This is a genomic window from Sphingorhabdus sp., assembly GCF_046154385.1.
Lineage (GTDB): Bacteria > Pseudomonadota > Alphaproteobacteria > Sphingomonadales > Sphingomonadaceae > Sphingorhabdus_B.
Genome location: NZ_JBJXFW010000048.1, coordinates 24996 through 48632 on the forward strand (window position 1 = coordinate 24996; position 23637 = coordinate 48632).

The following is a 23637-nucleotide window of genomic DNA, read 5'->3' on the forward strand; positions in this document are numbered from 1 at the left end:
GTAAGCCCTTTGCCCTATTCAATTCTGAACCCAATAGGTGCAATATGAATTTAAGGGATTTTACGAGGATATGCTGATGTCTCCTTTTGCGCGAAACGGGCTATTTACGGGATTGGGCCTCTTGCTTTCTACCAGCATTGCTTTTTCGTCCTGCTCACCCGTGGATGGCCAGACCAAAGGCACAACGCAGCCATCTGCACGTTCCAAAGCTTTCCCCGGTGCCATCGGTCATGGCGCCGCGACCATCGGCGGCTTTCAGGGTAAGATTGTTCAGGTAACCACCGTTACAGACAGAGTGGCGGGATCGCTGCGGGCGTGCCTTGAAGCCATCGGCCCGCGCACATGTGTGTTTCGTATTGGCGGTGTGTTTCGTTTTAGCGGCGCGCCTCCTGTCATCCGCAATCCATTCCTAACAATAGCGGGTCAAACCGCGCCGGGCGGGGGCGTTACCCTCGCGCACGATGGCAGTGCGGAATCGCGCACGCCATTGGTCATCAAAAACACCAATGATGTGATTGTCCGCCACGTCCGCGTCCGCAACGACCGGATCGGCGGAGAAAAGGAGTCAGAAGATTCAATAACCATAGAAAACAGTAGATATGTTGTCATAGACCAGGTGAGCGCCAGTTGGGCCCGTGACGAGATTATCAACGGTTATGGCAGCAATGATTTCATCACCATCAGCAATTCCATTTTCTCATATGGAATACCGCGCCACGACAAATGCGCTTTATTGGGCAGCGATCCAAAGAAGCCACAAAAATTCAGCTTTGTCGGCAATATCTGCGCGCACAATGGTGACCGGAACCCCGACATAAACTTCAAGCCCGCGTCCTGCGTCGAGGTTGTGAACAACGTCTTTTATAACGCCGTTTCTGAATTTGCCGAGATTTGGGAAACCTATGGCGGCACACCCGTTTCCCTGGTCGGCAACAGTTTCAAGTCGGGCGAAGACACGACCGATGGCGCAGTGGGCATCATTCGCCAAACCGTTGGCAGCACCGGATCGTCAGCAATCTATATCCAAGATAACCAGTTTTTTGGCAGTTTCACGCATATCGACCCATCGGTTGCCGTCGCGCAACGAAACAATCCGTCATGCCCGCTGACGATAACTCCACTATCAGCCTCAAACGCATATTCCGTCGTATTGGCCAAATCCGGAGCGTGGCCTCGCGATGCCATCGATGTTGAGGTCGTGACCGATGTTACAAATGGAACTGGGCGGATTGTCGATTTACCCGGGTCTATTCCAGCCATATTGGCCGGAACACCCTATCCCGATAGTGACCGTGATGGTATGGATGATCGATGGGAGGCCAAGCACGGCGCCAAAGTAGGAGTATCGGACCCTTGGGTGGATTCAAACAAGGATGGTATAACTAATTTGGACAGTTTTCTTGACGCGCTGCATCAAGCACTGCTGCGTTGAACGATTTTAGCCTGAATATCTTTTATGCATAATAAACCTGTTACAATTGCCTATCCGATGGCGGGCGATAGTCTAGGCGGCAGCCATCATTCGCTTCGGGGTTTGCTCGAAGGACTTGACCCCGCGCATTACAAGCCCGTTATCATATTGGAAAATCCGTCCGGTCGACTGGCGGAGCATTTTGCGGCGTTCGAACAATGCGCGGACCCCGCGCCGCCACAAGAAAGCTTCGCTGTGGGGCGCGAATTCAGTCTTTCCAATTTTGCATCAACATTTTCGGGCTTGGGCCGCCGGGCAGCACTGTTGCGGCAAATTGACGCTCGAATTGTTCACAGCAATGATGGGCGGACTCATGCAACATGGGCGCTTGTGGCAAAACGTGCAGGCTGCAAATTGCTTTGGCACCACCGTGCCGATCCTTTTGCCAAGGGATTGCGCTATCTTGCGCCTTGGGTTGCCGACCAAGTGGTCGCGGTGTCACGGTTTTCCTTGTCTGGTATGCGCCCTGGCAAAGTGGCAAAAGAAGCACAAGTCGTTTTCAGCCCTTTCGATATTGACGTTCAAGCCGATCGCAAAGCAATGCGTCAACGATTGTTGACCGAACTGGATGCTCCGCAAAACACAATAATCTGCGGCTATTTTGGCAGCTTCATTGATCGCAAGCGGCCGCTGGAATTCATCAACGCGGTGGCTGAAATGCGGAAAATGCAAGATCGCCCCGTGATCGGGGTTATGTTCGGCGAGACAACCTATCCCGAACTTGAAACGGCGATGCGCGCGCGAATGAATGATCCCGATGTGGCGGGGTCAGTCCATATGATGGGGTACCGTTCACCTGGTGTGGACTGGATAGCAGCGGTCGATCTGCTGCTTGTTACCGCGGTTCACGAACCGTTGGGTCGGACTCTTGTCGAAGCCATGCTCGTCGAAACCCCCGTGATCGCGGCAGATTCGGGCGGAAACCCAGAGGCGATTCTTGACGGTTTGGGAAAGCTTGTAATACCCGACGATGCACGGGCGATGGCCACAATTGCACTCGATACTTTAAACGACAGCGACGCCGCGGCCGCGATGACCGCGCGCGCGCGGAAAAGCGCTAAAGCGCGCTTTTCCGAAGCGACGCATGTCGCGCGAATATCGCAGATCTATTGCAATCTATCCAAATGAGGGATGACCCATAAGGTCAGAACCGCAATCGCAGGGAGATCCCTCCACGCGTGCGGTCAAAAACTTCTTCGGGAATATTACTCGTCCGATCCGTATGGCCAAGATACCCGGCGATAGAGAGGCGCTTGCTGGCAAGCCACTCCACTTCAATGCGGGGGCTGATTGCCTTTTCCAAATCGGTAGAACCAACAAATGCCGCGCGAAGATAGGACACGCCTGCAGTAGCATAGAGATTGTGCCTGATTTCCTGCTGGATATTTAACGAGGCAGTTGTATCCGAACGTGCGATGGCACCCAAACGAAACGTGGCGACGTCACCGGAAAATACATTCAACGATATTGCCGTGCGTCGCTGCGGCCGAACGGTGAGCGACACATCGGCGGAAATTCCGCTGCGGCCTTTTTCGGTCGGATCGGCTGGATTAAGCCTGAACATCCCAATCGACGCGCGGCCCTCAATCAAACCACGATCTTTGGTGGCAACGCCGATACGAGCACCCACAGTGGTCTCATCCTGAACAGCACCATTGCTTGCCGGCAAACGAAAATCACGGTTAGTTACAAAGGCGGTAGCAATTCCGTATAATTTGCCACCGATGCTGCGGCCCAATGTCAGCGATACAAACTGCGACGCAAAATCGCGGCGGTCATTTGTCGCACCCAGAAAGTCAAATTTCCGGACAACAACATCAGTGCCGACCAGCATTTTGCCGCCTTCCTGGCTGAATTTCGCTTCGGTTTCGAAAATATTCGCCAGCCTTGGTCCGGTCGACGTTACGTTCAAACCTTCAGGATCGCCACGTTCTTCGACAACCCTGCGCCATCCACCTGACAAGCCGAATTTCTGACCCGACCGAGGCTGCCAACCTAGCGTAACCGAAGTCTCGGCCCCTTCGGAGTTTTCTGTGGTGAGCTTATCATAGCGCCGGATCCGTGTTCGCGCATTGGCGGCAATATCGATATTGCCAACGCGTCCTTTGGCTTCAACGCCGCCAATGATGATGAACGCAGCGTCGGCTTGCGTTCCGCCACTTAACGTTCCGTCCGGCAAAAGAGATTTTCCGTCGCGCACGGAATAGACATTGTCATCGGCGTAAAGAATATACTCGAAATCCGGCAAAAGACGAAAGCCGCCAAGTTCAAACCCTTTGGGCTCGAAATCCGGTAGCTGGTCGGACACAAGCGGTGCGGTTTTACTGACCGGTTCGGCCTGTGCGATCGTCGATACAAAAAGACCGGCAACCGTGCAGGCCGCGCATAGAGAATGTCGCATCGAAATCAAAACCACTTCTCTACAATCCGGATCTGGTCGCCGGGCATTACTATGGTATTTTCCGAAGCCTTACCGGTCACCTTGCGGCCATTCACTGTCCGGGTAATGATCATCGACATGGTGTCGGCGCGATAGGTGTAACCACCGGCAAGCGAAATGATCGAAAATACGGTCAGACCCTCTCTATATTCATACTGGCCGGGCTTGCCGACTTCGCCCAGAATATAGATCGGCCGCAAAGAAGCGGCCTGCATAGTGACGTTGGGACGCACCAATATGCGTTTGTCGAGCAGTGACTTTTCGACGGCCCGTTCGGCCTCGCGCAAAGTCAGGCCGGAAATTTTTACCTCTTCGACCAACGGAAGCGAAATTATACCGCTTTGGTCCACCGTATATTCGCCATCACCCCCTACGAGATCAGGAATCTGAACCTTGATCTTGTCGCCTGGTTCGAGCCGGAATTCAGCTGCATCCGTTGCCGGTATTGCGTAAAGTCCGCTGGTTGCCGGCATGCAGCCAGCGACCATAGATGATCCAGCAATAACAGCCGCCGCTAGCAGACATTTGAGCATTTTCAGCATTTCTGCCTTCTCCCCATTTTCATTTGCGACCGAAAATATTCGGTGCACCCTAGTTAACCAGTTCAAGTGATCAGGCGACTTTTTTGTGATTTTCCCGACCATTATTTTGTTTCGCGCCAGATTCTTTAGTGTCCAGCCAACCTGACACATCTCTTCCGAGCATTCGTCCAAGTTCTGAAATATCATCGGCATAAAAATCGCGCAACCGCAACCTTAAATCTGACGACAATGGGGGATATACAATTTCCCGCGCAAACATATTTCGTGTTGATTCGAACAATGCCGACCCACGCAATGGTGCGATTGTGCTTTTAAGCGGGGCCAGTATCTTGCGGACGGGTAAGGGCAAAAAACGTTCCGACGCGTTGTTCGCTTTCTTACCCGACTGGTCGATGTCGAAGACCGGATCTACACCGATATGCTTGGAAATCGCCTCGATGGTCGCCTTTGACTGGGCTTTTACGTCATCATATAGAAAAGAGTAAATCTGTTCTGCAGGGAAATGATCCAACCAGCGGCGCAAATGCTGCGCATAAAGACCGTCATTCAGAAATCGTGGCTCGGGATTGTCGAGCGAGGTGAGATAGGCCTCGGGACCTTCTTTCACCGTTCCGCGGCGGAACAACATTTTGTAATCGGAATAAGCGCGCTCGATAGGATTGCGAAACTGCACGACCAGACGAGCGTGCGGCAACATCGCAGCAATTCGTTGCGCGGCTTGCGGGTGGGCAAGATAGTCAGCCGATTTTTCACCCAACATGCGTTCCGAACCGGCATGTGCCTCAAAAAAGGCGCGGTAATAATCTTCGCCCTGTTCAAATTCGCTGCTGAAATAATGTGGTTCGGGGTCGGGCATGTACAGCGCCGGATTGACTTGCAGTTGTTCCAGCGCCCAAGTCGTCGCCGCCTTTACCGCGCCGATGATGATGAAAGAGGGATGCCAGTCGGCCTGTCCAGAATAGGTCTGTGTCATGCCATCACAACCTTTTTCAAGGCACCGGCAATGACGAGCATGTCATCTTCGTTGAACAGATGGTCGACGGGAAACATAATCGTGCTCGCACCCAGTCTGTGGGCATTTTCAAGATGTCCGTCGCGTCGCGGCTCGCGGCCCTGAAACGCGATTTCTTTGCTCATATCCGGGCAGGAACCACTGCCGCACTGGATGCCCAAAGCCAGCAGGCCGGCGATAATATCCGCACGTGTTTTATTGCCCGGCAATTTGCTTTCATCAATCCGGATGAAATATTTATACCGCGCGGATACAATATGCCCGTCATATGTATCAACGATAACGCCCGGAATGTCGGCAACGGCCTCGCTCAGGCAATTTGCATTCGCACGACGCTGCGCCAGCCATTTTGGCAGCTTTTTAAGCTGTACCCGACCGATGGCAGCCTGCATTTCAGTCATACGGAAATTGGTGCCAAAGCTTTGGTGTACATAGCGAAACTCACCGGGAGGCGCTATATTTTGTGGCATTTCTTCGGGTGGAACTTTACCGTGATCTTTTATTGCCCATGCTTTGGACCAGGCTGATTTGTCAGCGAACAAGATCATGCCACCTTCGCCGCCGGTCGACATTATCTTGTCTGTGCAAAATGAAAAAGACGACGCATCTCCGAAAGACCCAACCATTTTCCCATCGTAAACAGCGCCATGCGCCTGAGCGCAATCTTCGATCAGAAAGAGGCTGTTGTCTTTGCACAACTGGGTCAAAGCACACATATCACATGGCAGTCCAGCGAGGTGGACGCAAATAACCGCCTTCGTTTTCGCCGAAATCATGCGCGCAACTGAATCGGGATCGATATTTTGTGTTTCGATCAGGATATCGGCAAAAACCGGGCTGGCGCCTACGGACACGACAGCACTCGCGGTGGCAAAAAAGCTGCGTGCGGGAATGATCACTTCGTCGCCAACGCCAACCCCGAATGCCCGCAAAGCCATTTCGAGCGACACGGTTCCGTTGCTGACGGCAATGGCGTGCGGCATACCAATATAGGCGGCGAATTCCTTTTCAAAGCCGCGATTTTGTTCGCCATGGACCAGCGCATTGACCCGGCCGCTTTGCAGAACCTGAGTGACCGCAAGGATTTCATCTCGGCCATGGGTTGGCCACGAAGACGCGATCGGCACCGGATAATCACGGATCTCGGCGGAGGTCGGCGTTGTTTGCTTGTTCATGATTTGCCAACTTTCTTTTCGTTTACAGACCCTGCACCAGCTGCAGATGGTGGCCCCGCTTTGGCAGAGAATTATTAACGAACATCGTCGAAAGATCGATGTCGCTGCTTGGAAGTTTCACCAACGAATGGGTCAACCGGCAGGCTTCTTCCAGCTTGCCTTGCTTCACCGCCAGATCAAGTTCGTCGATCGCGCGGCCAATCAAAGGTAGCGGAATGGGGCGCGAACAAGCTTCGAACAAATTGGGGATTTTCGAATCCACACGGCGTTCACAGGTGTCGAACAATTCTTCGAACAATTTTTCACCCGGACGCAGGCCGACAAACTGGATGGGAACATCCACATCCGGCTCCAAACCGTGCATCTTGGCCATCCGCTTGGCAAGGTCGACGATCTTTACAGGGTCGCCCATATCAAGCACAAAAATATTGCCGCGGGTGGAATTGTCCTCAAGCGAACGGGCGCTGCTTTCCAGAATCAACTGCACCGCTTCACCCACAGTCATAAAGAACCGTTCGATGTCAGGATGGGTGACCGTCAAAGGACGACCTTCGAGCAATTGGCGCTTGAACAAGGGCACAATCGATCCGCTGGAACCCAGCACATTACCAAACCGGACGGTCATGAAACGGGGCGCGGATGTGTCGTCGACGCCGCACAGATCGAGCGACTGGCAATATAATTCGCCGACGCGCTTGGTTGCGCCCATCATACCCACGGGATTAACCGCCTTGTCGGTCGAAACCTGAACCATGGCGCGTACCGCATATTCGGTCACCGCATTGGCGACATTGCGGGTGCCAATGATATTGGTGTGGATACCGCCCAGCGGATTGGCCTCAACCATTGGCACATGTTTCAGCGCCGCTGCGTGATAGACCACCGAAGGCAAATGCTTTGCGAAAACGCGGCGCACTTCATCTTCATCACGAATGTTGCAGAGCTCAGGGAAGATTTCGAGATCGGGATAGCCTTCGCTCAAACGCATTTCGATGTTGTACAGCTGAAATTCGGCATGATCGAGCAGCACGATCCGCGAAGGGCCATAGCTCGCGAGCTGCATGACCAACTCGCCTCCGATGGTTCCACCTGCACCGGTTACAAGAACACATTGCCCTGCAACCTGACGCTGGATGATGCTGCGTTCGATGGTGCGCTCGCTGCGGCCCAGCAGTTCCGAGAGTGGAAAGTTGCTGGGATCGCGGGTTGGCTGACGGTTCAGCAACTGGCTGGCTGGATCGCTCAGTTTTAGCACTTCGATATTGTGCTGCTTTGCCGACTTGCTCAATGTGGAGATGTCGCGCACGCTGATGTTGAAACCGTCATCACAAACAATCGCAAGATTTGGCTTTTCCCCCTGTTCAGTGAGAAACGAAACTGTCTGGTTGAAAGATTCGAGACCACCAAGCACAGGCACATTGGCCAATTGGGAAATGGTGCGATCATCTGACGGCAGCAACAAGCCAATGACATTGATAGCCGACGAGTTACGCGGTCCGAACATATCCAGCACGGATAACGCCCATTCCGGATCGCCTATCAACAACGCTGTTTTCGCCACATTGTCGTTGGAATAGATCGAAGCCGCATTTTGCTTCCGGCGTAAATAGGACCGGGCGGCACGGCGACCGGCGCGCATCAGCTGCATCGCCATGCTGGCCAGACTGTAATGCAAAAATGCAAAGGTCACGAAATTGAACAGATAGGATGACAATGGAGAGAAATAGGCGATAGCCGCCCAGCCGATCGCAAGTCCGATGAAACTTGTAATCAGCATCGAGATGCTGTCGGCAAATGACACAAAACGCCAACTGCGCTTGTACATTCCGGTCAGAAACAAAAAGGTCGAAGCAACGCCCGCGATGATTGCACCGTCATATAAAGTCAGCAAAGTCGCCGATTCAGCCCATCCCCTGGTAAGCGCCAAAAGAACTACAAAGGATGCAAAAATCGCAAGCGTGTCCAATGTCCATACAGCAGCCGTCCGGACCACACGTTTCCAATATGGAAACCGCCATAGCGAGTTCAAATCCCGCTGGTTTCCGCGGCTGTGGATGAACAGGTCTATTTTTCGTGCCAAGCCTTGGATCATTGCTTGCTCCCATTTCCGTGCATCACAAGCCGGAGGCATGCCTGGCAAGCGTTTGGCTTGGCGGCGATTCCACATTTGACGTGGCCGGTGATGAAAACTGATTCCGTCATTTCCCGGCCTATCTACGACAGGAATGTTAACACGTCGCATTCTCTTGCTGACATTAGACGAAAGGGTCAAAATTCGGCCTAGGAGAGCGATGTCGGCCCTAATGGGGGATAGGAGTCTACTAAATCGCAACGCGCGGGCTGCAAGAGCACCCCCATGTCGGGACAAAAGGATGAATACCTATTGCTAAATTGCCTAATGCCGTTCGATGGCCCATCTGGACCCTGTATTAACGCGACTGATACGATTTCGACATAAGGCGCAACACAGAGATGCCAAAACGGCGTGAACGACATTTTTTGGAGGTAGAGCAAGCATGAAAATCCTTGTTTTTTCTAGTCTTGCCTATTCGCTCGTGAATTTCCGTGGCGCGTTATTGTGCCGAATGAAGGAAGCTGGACACGATGTTGTCGCCGTCGCGCCCGATGATGATCCGGTGGTTGCGGCATGGTTACGCGAGCGAAACATCGAATTCAGAACCATATCCATGAACCGGACCGGCATGAAACCGATGGAAGATATTCGTACCCTTTTGGGGTATATCAAGCTGATTTTGACGGAACGGCCGGGGCTGATATTGGCCTACACCCAAAAGCCGATTATCTATGGCGGGATCGCTGCGCGGCTGACGGGTAATGTGCCGTTTTATGCCTTAATGTCGGGCCTAGGCTATTTGTTCAGCCCCGACGGATCAAAACCCGGCTTAAAAAGGTCGATCTTCCTGCGCCTCTATCGAGAGGGCGTCAGGCGAGCGGTCAAAATTTTCGTGTTCAACCGCGACGACCATGAAGATATGATCGCGGCTGGCATTGTCGACCAGACCCAGAAAGTCATTCAAGTGCCAGGATCAGGTGTCGATACCACATATTTTGTGCAGCAACCTCTTCCGGCTGGCGCCCCGCATTTCCTCATGGTTGGGCGGCTAATGCGCGACAAGGGTGTCTATGAATTTCTGGAGGCCGCACGGAAATTGACGGCCGATTACCCAGCTGCACGGTTCAGCATCCTCGGCCGGGCCGAAGATTCTAATCCAACAGGGATCAGCCAAGACGACATACCCCGCCTTCAATCCGATTATCCCGTCACCTTTTTGGGTGAAACCACCGATGTTCGTCCCTATCTGGCTCAGTCTTCGGTATTTGTCCTGCCATCTTATTACCGCGAGGGACTACCGCGCACGATTTTAGAAGCGTTGGCAACCGGACGGGCCGTGATCACCACCGATATGCCGGGTTGCCGTGATCCGATCGAAGCGGGTGTAAACGGACTCATTATTCCGCGACAAGATTCGATAGCTCTGGCAAATGCGATGCGATCATTCATCCAAAACCCCGGACAGGCCGAAGAAATGGGCGCGAAATCGCGTGCGATCGCTGAAGCGGTGTATGACGTTGCCAAGGTCAACGATATTCTGACAGGCCATATGGGCCTGCAACACAGTTCGAATACCCATGCTACGTCAGCCGCGCCTTTTGTGGCCAAGCAAGCATGACGTTGCGCGCAGTCATTGTTGGTGCCGTTGAAAGCACCGCCGTTGCCATTCGGGCCTTTGCCGGATCGGGGTGGGATTTGTCACTGGTTGTAACTTTGCCGCCAGAGAAATCCGCACGGCATTCGGATTATGTCGATTTGCAAGCCGATGCCGAAAAAATCGGGGCGGGCCTGTTCCATACGACCCAAACCAACCACCCCGATACAATCGCGGCGGTTCGTGCGGCACAGCCCGATTATATTTTTGTGATAGGCTGGTCCCAAATTTGCGGGCCCGAGTTTCTGGCGATTACACCTGAAAAGATTATTGGTTATCACCCGGCGGCTTTACCCCGCCTGCGCGGCCGGGCCGCGATTGCCTGGACTATAGTGCTGGATGAAAAAATCAGCGCCGGATCGCTGTTCAAAATGGCGGACGGTGTCGACGACGGCCCGTTGCTCGAACAAAGCTATTTCCATATCGCGCCACGTGAAACGGCGCAGACCTTATATGACAAGCATATGGTTGCACTGGATAAGATGGTCAAAAATGCTCTTGAGCGGCTCGCGCAGGGCAACCCCGAATTTCGGGTTCAGGACGAAAGCTGTGCCACATATGCGGTCCGCCGGACACCGGCTGATGGCCTGATCGACTGGCGCCAATCGGCCCGGCAAGTTGACCGCCTCATTCGCGCCTCTGGCAAGCCTTATCCCGGCGCATTTACAACCGTCAAAGATGCGCGCCTGACGATCTGGGAAGCGCATCCGGTCGAACCAGCGCTGGCGTTTCACGCGTCCCCCGGACAGTTGCTGGCCGATGATGCCGAGGGTCTGCTTGTGCAAACCGGTGCGGGTCAGATACGAATTACCAATTGGTCATGGGAAGGCGAAGGGCGCCCTGCTATGCACGGCATCTGGGGAGGCAAACATGGGTGACCTGAATTACATGGGGAAGGTGCTTGTAATCGCGCCGCATCCCGATGACGAGATTTTGGGCTGCGGCGGCACGATGGCTCGGCTGATAAAGTCGGGGGCAGAGGTCGTTGTCGCCATCGTAACGCGTGGTGTGGCTCCGCAATTTTCGGAAGAATTTGTGGAAAATGTCTTTGCCGAGGCGAAGGCTTCGCATGCTATGATTGGTGTTGCAGAGACGATCTACCTAAATCTGCCTGCCGCTGCGCTTGATACGGTTCCAGCGACGCAACTCAATGGCACTTTGGCCAAGCTCGTTCAGGACGTTCGCCCCGACACATTATTTGTTCCCTTCGTCGGCGACATCCATACCGATCATCAATTGACGTTTCTTGCGGCAATGGTCGCCGCGCGTCCGCGCGATGAATATGCGCCAAAGCGGATTTATGCCTATGAAACATTGTCCGAAACCAATTGGTATGCGCCAGGCATTACACCGGCATTCATGCCAAATGTGTTCATCGACATCTCCGATACGCTCGATTTGAAACTTGACGCATTTCGATGCTTTGAAAGCCAGGTAAAGATATTCCCGGACGAACGGTCAATCGAAGCGATCCGGGCGCTCGCGACTATGCGCGGCGCTTCTATGTACCTGAAAGCCGCCGAAGCGTTTATGTTGATCCGGCAGATCGACAGATGATGTCCCGACCCGACCCCATTTCGCCCGAGCAACGACCATGACGCAGGACGCAAGCCAAGCAAATCCTCATGGCCAGAATGTTATGGGATTTGCACCACCGCTGGAACGGATTGAACGTTTACGGCAGTTATGTCTTGGTGCCGCCTGTTTTCTGCTTTCATGGCATGTCTTAAGGGTCGGTGATTTCAATTTCACCGCATCGGATTTTCTGTTCCTTGTCTGCTTCGGGCTGTTTCTGGTCCGGCAAAGCCTGAACATGATGGCGTTGAACGTCATGACCGCGCATTGGTGCGCGGCACTTGCCATGATGCTCGGTGGTTTGTTGATCGGATCGGTCTTCAACGGCGACCCGCTTCGCTGGGCAAATATCGCGGGTCAGTATATTTTCGGTTTCCTGCTTTTGCCGATGGTGTTCATGAGCGAGGATCGCGTCTGGATTCGTAAATGCCTGCTCTATTTCGTTCTGGGTGTTGCCGCCTCGCAAATTGTCGCGCTGTCGCTGGCTAGCTTTTTCAGCTTTGATCAGTCGAACGAGATGCTTGGGCCAAGTGTCGTCGCGGGAAATGGTCGTTTAGGTGGCCTTGTGTCCGATGCAAATCTGAACGGCGCGGTTATTGCATTTTCGATTATCGCGCTATTTAATGCCCAACACCACGGACTGATCCGCAACTTTTTTGCGATTTGCGTCGGCGCTGTTTTGTTGTGGGCCTTGCTCACAACCGCCAGCTTTACCGCGTTTGCGTCGACGGGGATTGCAACTTGCATTTATTTCGTGTCGTCCAACCTTGGCCGCTTTATGAAAGTCGGCATCCCGTTGATGATATGCGCAGTCGCCTATATTGCCCTTGGCTTGCCCCTGCCCGAAGCGTTCAGCGAACGCGTATTAGGCGCTGTTCTGACCGGTGATTTATCACAGGCCGGCACCTTTACCCATCGCTCCGCCCTGATTGTGGAAGCGTGGGAAATGAGCAAGGATACGTTGTTCGTCGGCCTGGGTGTAGACCGTTTCAGGGTGGAAAGCATTCACGGCATGCCGGTTCACCAATTCTGGATGCTGTTGTTGACCGAAGGCGGGATCATATCCTTTACCGGACTTGTTCTCATGTTCGGGATACTGGGCATGATGGGGATTCGCGCGTTTAATATCCACCGCGAAGACGGCGCGATGGCGCTTGCCATTTTGGTTATCTTGCTAATTTTTTCGACATCGATTCCGCATATGTACAACCGCCTTTGGATTACACCGATGATGTTGGCACTGGCGGCAAGCTTTGCGCGCAATGTGCAGATATATTTCATGCCGGAAACTTCCGGGGAATATGACGACATATTCGAAGTCGATGGAACACCAACTGCCCTTGCATTAAGGGGGCCGCAGGCATGACCGTTCCGAAATCCGCCGCAGACGGCGTTACAGCCGAAGTCACCCCGGCATGGCGCAAAAAAGGTTTTGAAAAGGGCTGGCTGAAAAGCATCCTTCATCTTGTTTCGGGCAGTGCGGGCAATGCGATCCTGATGCTGATTAGCACCATGATTGCGGCGCGGACTCTTGGTCCCGCGGCATATGGTGTATTAGCACTTGTGTTGACAGTCGGCCGGTTAAGCGAGCGACTCTTGCGCTTTGAATCGTGGCAGCCGCTGATCCGCTTTGCCGCATCCGAAGACATTGCCGCCGACAAGAAGAAAATGTCCGAACTTTACCTATATGGTCTGTTCCTGGACATCGGAACGGCATTGTTGGCGGCTGTCCTGACAATGATAGTCGGCTATGCGTTAATGACGGTAATTGGCCTCGAACCCGAACATATGCCGCTTTTGGCTATCTATGCCGTTGCAATAGCCATGAATATCCGCGGCGTTCCAACAGCGGCATTGAGGTTCGATGGGCAGTTCCGGACGCTCGCTTATGTTCAGATGCTGTCGTCTGTGCTGCGACTGGCTATGGCCGGGGTGGGATTGGTTCTCGGCTTTTCATTACTCGAATTTGTGATTGTCTGGACAGTGTGTCAGGCGCTGGATTCCCTCCTGTTTCTGTGGTTGGGTTTGCGCGTTATCCGCAAACAAGGCATCCCGAGCCCCTTTCGCGCCAATCCATTTGGTTTGAAACAAAAGTTCCCGGGCTTCATGTCCTTTGCATGGTCTACCAATATTTCTGGAACCTTGCGGACATTGACGCAAGAAGCCGACACGCTGTTGGTAAGCGCCTTTGCCGGCACGGCTTGGGCGGGTTTTTACCACATCGCCAAACGGATTGCCAAAGTGGCGCAACAAGTCGGCGCTATGATGCAAGCCGTCGTCTATCCCGACATGGCGCGCATGTGGGCGCAAAAGGATGTTGCCGCCTTTAGTTCGACCATCAAACGGGTTCAGCTCGTTCTGGGCGCGGTAGGCGTCGCATTTCTGGGGGCGTTCTGGCTCGTGGGTGACTGGATGATGAAGTTCGTATTCGGTCCGGAATTCGCGCAAGCTTATCCTTTGCTGGTCGCACAATTGCTCGCGGTTGTCCTGATCATGCACGCCGCCCCTTCGCGGTCGGCGTTGCTGTCGATGAACCGGCCGGGTTTTGTGCTGTGGGTAGCGATTGCATCGACGATATTATTCTTCGTCACTGCATGGATAACAATGCCGACCTATGGCGCGCTGGGCGCCAACTTTGCCCATATTGCCTTTGCCGCTTTGACCGCCATTGCCATGGATATCGCAATGTGGCGCCAAATTGGACAGACCGCGAAAGCGACGAAAGAATGACGATCACCACGCCCCGTCCGGCACGGATCAAATTCATTCTGCCCGGCCTTACAGCAGGCGGTTCCGAACATGTGGTCAGCTTTGTTGCCAACCGTTTGGCGCAGTCCGGTTTTGATGTCAGCATTATGTCGTTCGAAATGAGCGGCAGCACACCATATTACAAAACGGACGAACGGATCCGCATCGATTATCTCGATGTTCCGATCGGCAAACGCGGACCTTTGGGCGTTCTTTCGGACATTGTGCGACGGGTGAACCGGCTGCGCGCCATATTCAAGGAACAGCGCCCCGATTTGGTGGTCAGCTTGCTCACACGGTCCAATGTCATTGCGGTATTGGCGGCCACTGGCCTCAATATTCCCGTCATCGTTTCAGAGCGCAATAACCCGCTTCGCCAAAAGCCGGGCATCGTCTGGCAGATTTTGCGCCGGTACGCATATGCCCGCGCCTTTGGCTTGATTACAATGACACGCGGCGCACTGGAATGCTTTCCCCCAATAATGCGGCCACGCAGTTGGGTCATCCCTAACATGGCCGATTATCAGGATTTCAAACCGAAATTCACCAACGAACGCAAGGTGATGACCGCCGTTGGCCGTCTGGTCGACCAGAAAGGGTTTGATTTGCTTATACAGGCGTGGGCCAAAATTGCGGGCCAACATGATGGCTGGTGCCTGCGTATCTGGGGTGAAGGTCCCGACCGCAAAATGCTGGAAGAACTGATTGCCCAAAATGGTGTTGGCGATAGCGTGCAGATGCCCGGCGTCAGCTCGGCGCCCGGACAGTGGATCGAAGAAGCTGACGCCTTTGTCCTCAGTTCCCGTTTCGAAGGCTGGGGGCTCGTGCTGGGAGAGGCGATGGCGGCGGGATTGCCCTGTGTATCGTTCGATTGCCCCTTTGGTCCCGCCGATATGATCACCCACGACCTTGACGGGCTTTTGATCGAGGAAGCCAATGTTGACGCTATGGCCGCCGCCTTGTCGCAATTGATGGGCGACGATGCCTTGCGCCAACGTCTTGGGTCACAAGCAGAATCGGCCGCAGATCGTTTTGCACCCGAAGCGATCGGCGATCTGTGGGAAAATACAATTCGCGGCGCTCTTGCAACCGCACAGCGCCAGTAAAGGGTTCAGGAGAAATGCAGATGGCCCCGGAATTTGTGAAGAATGTATATCGCCGTGTCCGGAGGATACGTAACCTGATGCTGCTCGAACGGGCAGCACCATCGGTCGATGCCTTTCTGGTATCCTACCCCAAAAGCGGACGGACATGGTTACGTTACTTATTGTCCAGCTATTTCGCGCAAGTCGCCAATTTGGGTTTCGAGCCTGATCTGCACTCGACCTTTCGCGTGCTCCCCAATTTTGACCGCGATGCCGAGCGCGGCCTGCCAGTGTTTGTCGGGCGCACAAAAGACATACCCCTCCCCTTGATCGCGGTCAGCCATCGCCAGTTTACCGGCCAGCTGTTTTCCGGTCGTCCCGTGATCATTTTGGTTCGCGATCCGCGCGACTTGTGCGTTTCGGCTTATTTCCACGAAACCAAGCACAAGCACCGTTTCGAAGGCAGCATCGCCGAATTTATTGAAGACGAGACTTATGGCGTTCCGGCCATCGTGCGATATCATAATGGCTGGGCAGCCGGTATGGCAGACGGACGCTCGCTGGTTATCAGCTACGAAGACATGAGCAGCAATACAGACGCAACTGTTCGGTCCATTCTGGAATTTCTGGGCCAACCGGTTGATGAGGTGGCGCTGGCCAAGGCCATCGAACAGGCGCGGTTCAGCAAAATGCAAAAGACCGAAAAGAAAACCGGAATTCCCGGCCATGACTATGACCGGTCAGATGAGGACAGCCTCCGCGTCCGAAAAGGCAAAGTCGGCGGCTTTTCCGATACTTTAAGCGACAGCGAGGCCGAACGGATCATCCAGATATGCCGCGAGACAATGGTCGCGGAAGCCAAAAGCCTGATGCAACGCAGCGGCATTGCACTCGACTGAAATCCGGCGGCTCCCCTATGCATATCGTATCGATCCTGACCAGCCTGACGTCCGGCGGCGCCGAAATGCTCGTCGTCAACCTCAGCAAGGAATATGTTGCGAACGGCCATCGCAGCACGGTCGTCAGCCTGGTCGATGCACATAGTGTCGGCAATTCACCGGAGATGGAGGCCGTCCTGCGACAAAGGATCATCGACGAGGGCGGGGAGCATATCTCGCTCCAACTGGGCACCTCGCGAAACCCTTTAAATGGTTGGCGCAAGATGCGGCACCTCGTTCGTGATTTGAAACCCGACGTCATTCACGCGCATACCGCACGCGCCCTGTTGATGATGTTGGCCCATCCAGGCAAAGCACCGGTGGTGTTGACCCATCACAATAGCAAGCTGAGCTTCCCGGTCGCCATGTTCCGGCTTTTCGACCAAATTGCATCAGCCTATGTTGCCATCAGTAAAGAAACCGAAACCCTTTTTGCGCAACATGTGAAGCGTCCCATCGCATATATCCCCAATGCCGCAAGCAAGAGTTTTTCGGCTTCGGCCCCCCGGGCCGTCGTGGGTGCCAGCCCACAGATTCTGAGTGTCGGAGCAATATCGGCACAGAAGCATTATGATCTTCTGGTCGAAGTGGCGGTGGCGCTGAAAAACAAAGCGGGCGGCAATGCCATGCCTAAATTCCAGATCGCCGGTAACGGTGTCGATCTGGAAAATATGCGGACGTTGGCGCAGGAACGCGGTGTTGCGGATCATGTGCATTTTCTTGGCGAGCGGTCCGATATCGCGCAATTGATGCAGTCATCCGATCTCTACCTCAACACCTCGCGTTATGAAGGTATGCCGGTCGCGTTACTCGAAGCTATGGCGAGCGGTCTTCCCATCATAGCCACGAAAGTTGCCGGTAATACCGAGCTGGTAGGGCATTTGGAAAATGGTCTTCTCTGCCCGTTGGACGATCCCGAAAGCCTGGCGGAAGCAATCTCGAAGCTGCTCGGCGATACCGAATTTTACGGCCAATGTTCGGCGTCAGCGATCATGCGATCCAAGTCTTTTTCTATCGAAACGACCTGCGCCAATCACCTCGCATTATATCAAAAGATCTGCGCCAGCTAGGGTCAGGACCTATAAAAATCAGTTGCGAAGCGTCAAAATTGCCTCTGACCTCGCATGTGATTTTAAAAGGCCCCGACCTAAATGCACCGAAAATATTATCAAATAATCAGATTTTCTTCTGATACCGGCAAATATGGGAAAGCCTATTTTAACTATATAAACCGCTGAATCACCGACAGAACACCCCACTATCCGAATATTAAACCGATTTTTGACTTAACCGCGTTTGCTCTGTGAAATTTTTACCTGCTCCGTTCATTTCGCATTTCACACAATTTTTGTGTTTTGATTTGGAAATACAGCGGAGGTTTTGATGAAGAAAATTCTTGGAGCATTGTTGGCAACAGGTTCACTCGCTTTTTTGCCTTCGGCTAATCATGCAAATTATTCCTCAATCTATAATCCATCAAAATTGCCCGCCGGGCAGCAAAGATCTTTTCCGACAGCCGAAGGATTCGGTGCAGCGTCGTTGGGCGGCCGCGGAGGACGCGTTATTCAGGTAACAACTCTGGCCGATTCAGGTACCGGCTCGTTACGCGCCTGCATGATGGATACAGGCCCGCGAACGTGCGTTTTCCGCGTGAGCGGCACCATAGAATTGATGACCCAGATCAAGCCAACATCCGGCTATCTCACCGTTGCGGGGCAAACTGCACCGGGTGACGGAATTGCCATCAAAAACCACCCCAATAACCTGACCGGATCGCCATTGTTCTTTAGCGCACCGCATAACATTATCCGTCACATCCGCGTGCGTCCTGGCCCGACCAATGGCACCAAACAAGACACCACCGATGGCATTACCGTCGATAGCCGGGCACCATATACGATTCTTGACCATGTTTCATTGTCATGGGCGACGGACGAGCCGTTTAACACGACCAAAACTGCATCAAATATCACCATCCAATGGTCGATGGTTTATGAGGGTTTGAGCAAATCTACGCACCAAGCGGGCGAGCATTCAAAGGGAATGTTTCTTGAAGGTAGCAATATAACCGCACACCATGTGTTTATGGCGCACGCGACCGATCGTATGCCCAATGCCGGTGTTGGAACACGTGCCGACTTTGTGAACTTGATTTCTTACAATATGCGGGAAAAAGCCCATCAATATTTCTCGATGAAGCAAAAAGGGGCGCTGAGCACAAGCGGCCTGATGCGTCAAGCCAACATCGTTGGAAATTGGGTTTCGATGGGCCCAAGTTCGATTCGGGGTGCCGCAATTTTCGGCGGCAATTATGACGAACAATATTCCACTAATCCGGGCCAAGCCGAATTCTATTTATACCAGAATATCGACGGTCGCCGTCGTTCGCACAATGTCGACAACCGGATGTTCATGGACCCGTTGGACTGGAAATATGTGAAGACCCAACCCATCGGCGATCTGAGCGTTCAATTGTTCAGCTCTCCTGAACAAGCGGTAAGGGATGTCGCTGCGTTCGCTGGGGCTTTGCCTCGCGATGCGTCTGACCGTCGGGTGCTACAGACGTTTCTTGGATGTAGCGGACGGATTATTAACAGCCCGAGCGAAGTTGGCGGATGGCCTGTCCTTCAATCCAGCGCCGCGTACATCGATAATGATCGCGATGGCATGGATGACAATTGGGAACAGCGCAACAATATCACCAACGCCAATGCGGACGCCGACGGCGATGGCTACACCAATTTGGAGGAGTTCCTGAACGAACTCGCGGGCGATCAAGATAGTTCGGGTCGACTTATCAATCGCGTTGGAACCGGAACAGGAAGCGTGCCGGCACCCAATTGCGGAATTGCGATTTAAGTTCAGAATAAAAGATCAATGGTCGCACAAGACCGTGGCTGACCCCCAATGGATTACGCCGGTTTTTCGTCAAAAGGAAAAATGGGAATAAGATAGAATTAGGTAAAGTTTTGCCATGTCGCACGCCGTATTTCTTTAGTGGCTGATACTCGAGAACGCATAGCACATTGGTTCAATGATAAGGGAGCATGACGGTTTTTGCCGCCATGCTCCCTTCTGATTTCCAAAATCTATCCCGCCTTGATGTTACCAGCCGAAGCTGATTCCTACGCGGCCACCGGTTGAACGTTTCACGGTGGACCCGGCAACACCACCGGTGATCCAGATATTTTCCTTCACCTGCGCAACCAACGCGCCGGAGAAGCCTTGTTCACCGCGGTAGGTCGCAAGGTTGAACGTAACGGACACCGCTTTGTCAGGTATCAACAATGTACCGCCCAGCGCCATTGCCGCGGCGATACCGCCATCTGCTTGGCGTGCCTTGCGGTTCAACCCGTCAACCTGCGTGTTGATATTGTTAAATTCGCTGGTCAAATCCGCCACCGATTTCTGCAAATTGGTGATGTCGGTTGTGGAGAAGGTCGAATATCCGCCGTGATGTTCGTGATGCTATTGTTCACGCCCGCAATCTGATCAACCAACTGGTCCGCGTTCACCGCATCCGTGCTGCCATCGGCCAAAGTACCGGCGGCAACATTCACGATCTTGCGTTGCCCACCCGGTAAGGTGGTACCGACCGATACCGTGTTTGCGACATCCGCAATCGAATTCGCACCCAAAGCAACCGCATTTGTTGCGGTCACCCGAGAGTCGGAGCCGATTGCGATGCCGCCTTCGGCAGCAGCTTCGGCGTTCGCGGTTTTACCGATGGCAATCGCACGAAGACCACTGGCGGCTGTTTCTTCTCCCACAGCGATGGCATCTTCACTACTTGCCGAAGCAGGATCTTCGGTGCTGTTCACCGCGAGATATTGCAGTTCGTTTTCGGTGACTTGGATCCGGTCGTCCAGCGCGATTTCCACCTCATTTAACTGGCCAACGTTGACCGCATCGGTATCGGCAGTGCCTCTGGCAACATTTACGATCTTGCGTTCGTTGCCGACATCGCCGACGGAAACGGTATCTTTTTCAGAAGCGACAGAGCCAGCGCCCAAAGCGACGCTGTTGTTGCCCGAGGCATTCGCCGATTTACCGAGCGCAATGGCATCAGCGCCGCCCGCCACGGCCTCGTCACCTGCCAACACGAATTGACTGTTTACGACAAGGAAGGGGTTGGTAAGGTCGGTCCGCAGCGTATCGATTTCGCTGAACAATTGGTTACCGGTAACGGCATCGGTGCTGCCCAAGGCGACGATACCGTCGGCCACATTGACCAGCTTGCGTTCCGCGCCGACCGCGCCAATCGACACGGTGTCTTGCGCGTCTGCGATTGAACCGGAGCCCAAGGCCACACTGTTGCGTTCGTTCGCCTGCGCGCCATCGCCAAGCGCGACGGAGTTGTTTCCTGCCGAGCTGGACCCGACACCCACCGCTACGCTATTCCCGCCGGCCGCATTCCCGCGCAGGGCAATCGAGTCCACACCGCCCGCATTTGCGCCTTGACCGACGGCAACGCCTCTGGTCGCGGCCGAGCCTGTGGTTGACAGGCGGCCAATCGCAACCGAGTCGGCTGCTGCCGCATTGCCGCGAAGGGCCAGGGCATCTGCGCCCGCAGCGCTAGAGCCAACCCCAACGGCCACTGCGTTCCCCCCGGTCGCGGACCCGCGCAGCGCGATGGCGTCCGCACCCGTGACATTGGCGCTTTTGCCCAAGGCAAGGCCGTTGGTCGCTGTTTCCGAAACAGTCGCGCCATCGCCCAACGCCACGCCGGATTCTTTAAAAACCTTTGCGCCTTTGCCAATGGCGACGCCGTTGGTGGCGACGGCGGTGGCAGCGGTGCCCTTGGCAACTTCGGCACCATTACCGATTGCAATTGCATCGACAGAGCTGAGCCCGATCTTGGCATTGGCGCCCAACGCGGTTCCGTTTTCACTCGCAATATTTGCATTCACACCAATCGCGGTGGCGTTTTTACCGCCTGCGCTTGCATCCGCGCCAAAAGCCGATGCACCGTCAAAATCGGCGTCGCTGCCTTCGCCGACGGCGGTGCCGGATACACCCGACGCGCTGGCCGATTTACCGATGGCGACCGATTCCTGCCCTTCGGCGACGGTTCCGGCACCAATGCCAATGCCGCTTTGCCCTTCTACAAACGCGTCCAAGCCGATGGCAATGGTTTCATCTGCACTCGCATTTGCCGATGCGCCAAGAGCAATCGAGTTTTTACCGTCGGCGGCGGCGCTAAAACCGACGGCAGTTGCGCGATCAAATAGAGGATTACCCGATAAGTCGACAACGTCTCGACCGGCGCGCGAATTTGCGCCAATTGCGATGGATTCATCGCCAATCGTATTGGACGAAATGCCCAGCGCAACTGACGCCGTACCCTCTGCATTGGCGCTCGCGCCAATCGCCGTTGCGCCTGTTGTGGAACGGACCACGTTTCCACCGGCATCTTTTACGACAATCCCGGCAACAGCATCTGCGCCCAAGGCGGTGCTGTCCAGCGTCGGGGCCTTGGCGAGTTTGCCGAGTGCAGTGGAATCGGCGGCTAGCGCATCGGCGTCAAAGCCAATTGCGGTGGCACCGATGAGGCTAGACACAACAGTAGCTAATGGATCGCCAGCATTGGAGAACCCACCGATACTAATCGATCCGCCGCCGCGCGATGTTGCAGATGCACCCAACGCCACGCCAGGATTTATTATCGGACCATCGTCACCGGAGATAGCTGTTGCGACGCCGCCAATCGCGACATTGCCTCCGCCATTTGCTTCGCTAAAAATCCCAAGCGCGATGGTACTATCACCTGATGCAATAGGTTTATTGGTTGCCGTCGCCAAACCGCTAATTTTTAGAAGCGGGTTCGTATTAAGAATGGCTAGGTCGACTCTAGATTCCAGATCCGTCAACTGTTTGAAATTGACCGCGTCATTGTCGAGCGTTCCCGCCAGCACATTAACAATGCGGCGTTTAAAAGTGGCGTTACCTACCGAAACAACATCATTCTCCTCCGCGATTGAGCCCGAACCCAATGCAACGGCATTTGTTACGGTGATGAGGGTTTCTGCATTGGCACCCAAGGCCAAAGAAGCCGTAGCGCGCGCTTTTGCGCCAAAGCCCAAGGCCACAGCATTTAAGGCGAGTGCGTCGTTACTAAATGCGTCTGCATCCTTGCCAGCCTCAGCGCCGACGCCAATGGCAATTGCGCCGGTGGCAAATGTCTTGGCCTGCGCACCAACCGCCAAGGCATTTGCGCCGGTGGTGGCTGCTTGATAACCAATTGCAGTGGAATCGTCGCCGGCCGCAGAAGAATCGCTACCTACCGCTGTTGTATGATCATCGGCGGCTTCGACACTATTACCGATGGCGACCGAATCTGTTCCGAATGCCGCAGATTGTGACCCGACCACGGTTGCATTATTTGCAGTGGCTTGGGAATTGGCACCTACCACTGTAGCTAGCGGCGCAGTTGCAAGCGAACCCGCGCCACATTCTAACGCACCATTCGCACCGACTGTGGTACTGGCATTACACTCCGGCGTCGCATCCGCCCAAACCGGCGGTGCTAACAGGGTTATTCCCCCCAAGGCCAAAGCCGTCGTTGATGCCCGTAACAACAGCGTATGTTTGGTCGTGCCCATCGGTAATACTCCCTGTCTTGCCCAAGGCCCCCATCCAAAGGGCCATTTGCGAAAGCCGGAATCCCGCGAACAGATTCGGGAATTCCGATTTATCCACAGGGTGTTGCCAAACATTGTGGCGCTATGTCAATATACATTGTGATGCTATTTATAGTATTCCTGAACGCGGGATGTATGATTTTGGGGTGTTTTTGAGGTGGGCGGCGTGTTGTTGGGTCGATCCCCTCTCCCGCATGCGGGAGGGGCCGGGGGAGGGTGATGGAGGCGTTGGTCTTGGTCTTATCCGGGGATAGTTTCACGCAAAGGCGCAAAGATTTTCAA

At 54.1% G+C, this 23637-nt stretch carries 18 protein-coding genes; 11 read left to right on the forward strand and 7 right to left on the reverse strand.

The features are described 5' to 3' along the window. Positions 1-76: 76 nt before the first annotated feature. Together ACKVOS_RS10145 and ACKVOS_RS10150 are read left to right on the forward strand one after the other, a co-directional pair. Positions 77-1432, forward strand: a complete 1356-nt coding sequence (locus tag ACKVOS_RS10145; protein WP_409211897.1) for a polysaccharide lyase family 1 protein — start codon at positions 77-79, stop codon at positions 1430-1432. Positions 1433-1456: 24 nt separating this feature from the next. Then, on the forward strand, positions 1457-2599 hold the full coding sequence (locus ACKVOS_RS10150) for a glycosyltransferase family 4 protein (RefSeq protein WP_409211898.1): 1143 nt from the start codon (positions 1457-1459) through the stop codon (positions 2597-2599). A gap of 16 nt (positions 2600-2615) precedes the next feature. On the opposite strand, the gene ACKVOS_RS10155 is transcribed toward ACKVOS_RS10150, so the two are convergent. The 5 genes from ACKVOS_RS10155 to ACKVOS_RS10175 form a co-directional block, all read right to left on the reverse strand. Beyond that, positions 2616-3872 carry an outer membrane beta-barrel protein gene (locus ACKVOS_RS10155; protein WP_409211899.1) on the reverse strand — a complete coding sequence of 419 codons (1257 nt, stop codon included), beginning with the start codon at positions 3870-3872 and terminating at the stop codon, positions 2616-2618. A 5-nt stretch (positions 3873-3877) separates the two neighbouring features. After that, positions 3878-4453: a polysaccharide biosynthesis/export family protein gene (locus tag ACKVOS_RS10160; protein WP_409211900.1), complete on the reverse strand. Its 576-nt coding sequence runs from the start codon at positions 4451-4453 to the stop codon at positions 3878-3880. A 70-nt stretch (positions 4454-4523) separates the two neighbouring features. After that, positions 4524-5426, reverse strand: a complete 903-nt coding sequence (locus ACKVOS_RS10165; protein WP_409211901.1) for a sulfotransferase family protein — start codon at positions 5424-5426, stop codon at positions 4524-4526. Then, complete coding sequence (locus ACKVOS_RS10170; RefSeq protein WP_409211902.1) at positions 5423-6640, reverse strand: DegT/DnrJ/EryC1/StrS family aminotransferase; 1218 nt, start codon at positions 6638-6640, stop codon at positions 5423-5425. The genes ACKVOS_RS10165 and ACKVOS_RS10170 overlap by 4 nt, the downstream gene beginning before the upstream one ends. 22 nt (positions 6641-6662) lie before the next feature. Then, positions 6663-8732, reverse strand: coding sequence for a UDP-N-acetylglucosamine 4,6-dehydratase family protein (locus tag ACKVOS_RS10175; protein WP_409211903.1), 2070 nt, complete (start codon positions 8730-8732; stop codon positions 6663-6665). A gap of 424 nt (positions 8733-9156) precedes the next feature. Here ACKVOS_RS10175 and ACKVOS_RS10180 point away from each other — a divergent pair, with 424 nt between their 5' ends. From ACKVOS_RS10180 to ACKVOS_RS10220, 9 genes are all read left to right on the forward strand, one after another. Next, positions 9157-10332: a glycosyltransferase family 4 protein gene (locus tag ACKVOS_RS10180; protein WP_409211904.1), complete on the forward strand. Its 1176-nt coding sequence runs from the start codon at positions 9157-9159 to the stop codon at positions 10330-10332. After that, positions 10329-11246, forward strand: a complete 918-nt coding sequence (locus ACKVOS_RS10185) for a methionyl-tRNA formyltransferase (protein WP_409211905.1) — start codon at positions 10329-10331, stop codon at positions 11244-11246. Before ACKVOS_RS10180 ends, ACKVOS_RS10185 begins: the two co-directional genes overlap by 4 nt. After that, a complete protein-coding gene (locus ACKVOS_RS10190; protein ID WP_409211906.1) occupies positions 11239-11925 on the forward strand; it encodes a PIG-L deacetylase family protein in 687 nt (228 codons plus the stop codon). Before ACKVOS_RS10185 ends, ACKVOS_RS10190 begins: the two co-directional genes overlap by 8 nt. Before the next feature lie 37 nt (positions 11926-11962). Then, the gene (locus tag ACKVOS_RS10195; protein ID WP_409211907.1) at positions 11963-13309 is read left to right on the forward strand and encodes an O-antigen ligase family protein; all 1347 of its coding nucleotides are present in this window, start codon (positions 11963-11965) and stop codon (positions 13307-13309) included. Then, positions 13306-14673 carry a lipopolysaccharide biosynthesis protein gene (locus ACKVOS_RS10200; protein ID WP_409211908.1) on the forward strand — a complete coding sequence of 456 codons (1368 nt, stop codon included), beginning with the start codon at positions 13306-13308 and terminating at the stop codon, positions 14671-14673. The genes ACKVOS_RS10195 and ACKVOS_RS10200 overlap by 4 nt, the downstream gene beginning before the upstream one ends. Then, positions 14670-15797 carry a glycosyltransferase family 4 protein gene (locus tag ACKVOS_RS10205; protein ID WP_409211909.1) on the forward strand — a complete coding sequence of 376 codons (1128 nt, stop codon included), beginning with the start codon at positions 14670-14672 and terminating at the stop codon, positions 15795-15797. Before ACKVOS_RS10200 ends, ACKVOS_RS10205 begins: the two co-directional genes overlap by 4 nt. A 14-nt stretch (positions 15798-15811) precedes the next feature. Then, entirely contained in the window at positions 15812-16675 is an 864-nt protein-coding gene (locus ACKVOS_RS10210; protein ID WP_409211910.1) for a sulfotransferase domain-containing protein, read from the forward strand. 17 nt (positions 16676-16692) lie between these two features. After that, entirely contained in the window at positions 16693-17784 is a 1092-nt protein-coding gene (locus ACKVOS_RS10215; protein ID WP_409211911.1) for a glycosyltransferase family 4 protein, read from the forward strand. A gap of 313 nt (positions 17785-18097) precedes the next feature. Further along, complete coding sequence (locus ACKVOS_RS10220; RefSeq protein WP_409211912.1) at positions 18098-19573, forward strand: hypothetical protein; 1476 nt, start codon at positions 18098-18100, stop codon at positions 19571-19573. Positions 19574-19819: 246 nt separating this feature from the next. Here ACKVOS_RS10220 and ACKVOS_RS10225 read toward each other — a convergent pair whose 3' ends face one another. After that, positions 19820-20116 (reverse strand): YadA-like family protein, encoded by a 297-nt coding sequence (locus ACKVOS_RS10225; protein WP_409211913.1) that lies wholly within the window; start codon positions 20114-20116, stop codon positions 19820-19822. Further along, positions 20104-23316, reverse strand: a complete 3213-nt coding sequence (locus tag ACKVOS_RS10230; protein ID WP_409211914.1) for a hypothetical protein — start codon at positions 23314-23316, stop codon at positions 20104-20106. The genes ACKVOS_RS10225 and ACKVOS_RS10230 overlap by 13 nt, the downstream gene beginning before the upstream one ends. Between the last annotated feature and the right edge of the window lie 321 nt (positions 23317-23637).

Excerpts from the sequence above, each read along its gene's own strand:
- ACKVOS_RS10150 (WP_409211898.1), top strand. The coding sequence starts at position 1,457 with ATGCATAATAAACCTGTTACAATTGCCTATCCGATGGCGGGCGATAGT.
- ACKVOS_RS10165 (WP_409211901.1), bottom strand. The coding sequence starts at position 5,426 with ATGACACAGACCTATTCTGGACAGGCCGACTGGCATCCCTCTTTCATC.
- ACKVOS_RS10145 (WP_409211897.1), top strand. The coding sequence starts at position 77 with ATGTCTCCTTTTGCGCGAAACGGGCTATTTACGGGATTGGGCCTCTTG.
- ACKVOS_RS10200 (WP_409211908.1), top strand. The coding sequence starts at position 13,306 with ATGACCGTTCCGAAATCCGCCGCAGACGGCGTTACAGCCGAAGTCACC.
- ACKVOS_RS10195 (WP_409211907.1), top strand. The coding sequence starts at position 11,963 with ATGACGCAGGACGCAAGCCAAGCAAATCCTCATGGCCAGAATGTTATG.
- ACKVOS_RS10220 (WP_409211912.1), top strand. The coding sequence starts at position 18,098 with ATGAAGAAAATTCTTGGAGCATTGTTGGCAACAGGTTCACTCGCTTTT.
- ACKVOS_RS10180 (WP_409211904.1), top strand. The coding sequence starts at position 9,157 with ATGAAAATCCTTGTTTTTTCTAGTCTTGCCTATTCGCTCGTGAATTTC.
- ACKVOS_RS10170 (WP_409211902.1), bottom strand. The coding sequence starts at position 6,640 with ATGAACAAGCAAACAACGCCGACCTCCGCCGAGATCCGTGATTATCCG.
- ACKVOS_RS10175 (WP_409211903.1), bottom strand. The coding sequence starts at position 8,732 with ATGATCCAAGGCTTGGCACGAAAAATAGACCTGTTCATCCACAGCCGC.
- ACKVOS_RS10155 (WP_409211899.1), bottom strand. The coding sequence starts at position 3,872 with ATGCGACATTCTCTATGCGCGGCCTGCACGGTTGCCGGTCTTTTTGTA.
- ACKVOS_RS10185 (WP_409211905.1), top strand. The coding sequence starts at position 10,329 with ATGACGTTGCGCGCAGTCATTGTTGGTGCCGTTGAAAGCACCGCCGTT.
- ACKVOS_RS10190 (WP_409211906.1), top strand. The coding sequence starts at position 11,239 with ATGGGTGACCTGAATTACATGGGGAAGGTGCTTGTAATCGCGCCGCAT.
- ACKVOS_RS10230 (WP_409211914.1), bottom strand. The coding sequence starts at position 23,316 with ATGGGCACGACCAAACATACGCTGTTGTTACGGGCATCAACGACGGCT.
- ACKVOS_RS10160 (WP_409211900.1), bottom strand. The coding sequence starts at position 4,453 with ATGCTGAAAATGCTCAAATGTCTGCTAGCGGCGGCTGTTATTGCTGGA.
- ACKVOS_RS10210 (WP_409211910.1), top strand. The coding sequence starts at position 15,812 with ATGCAGATGGCCCCGGAATTTGTGAAGAATGTATATCGCCGTGTCCGG.
- ACKVOS_RS10215 (WP_409211911.1), top strand. The coding sequence starts at position 16,693 with ATGCATATCGTATCGATCCTGACCAGCCTGACGTCCGGCGGCGCCGAA.
- ACKVOS_RS10205 (WP_409211909.1), top strand. The coding sequence starts at position 14,670 with ATGACGATCACCACGCCCCGTCCGGCACGGATCAAATTCATTCTGCCC.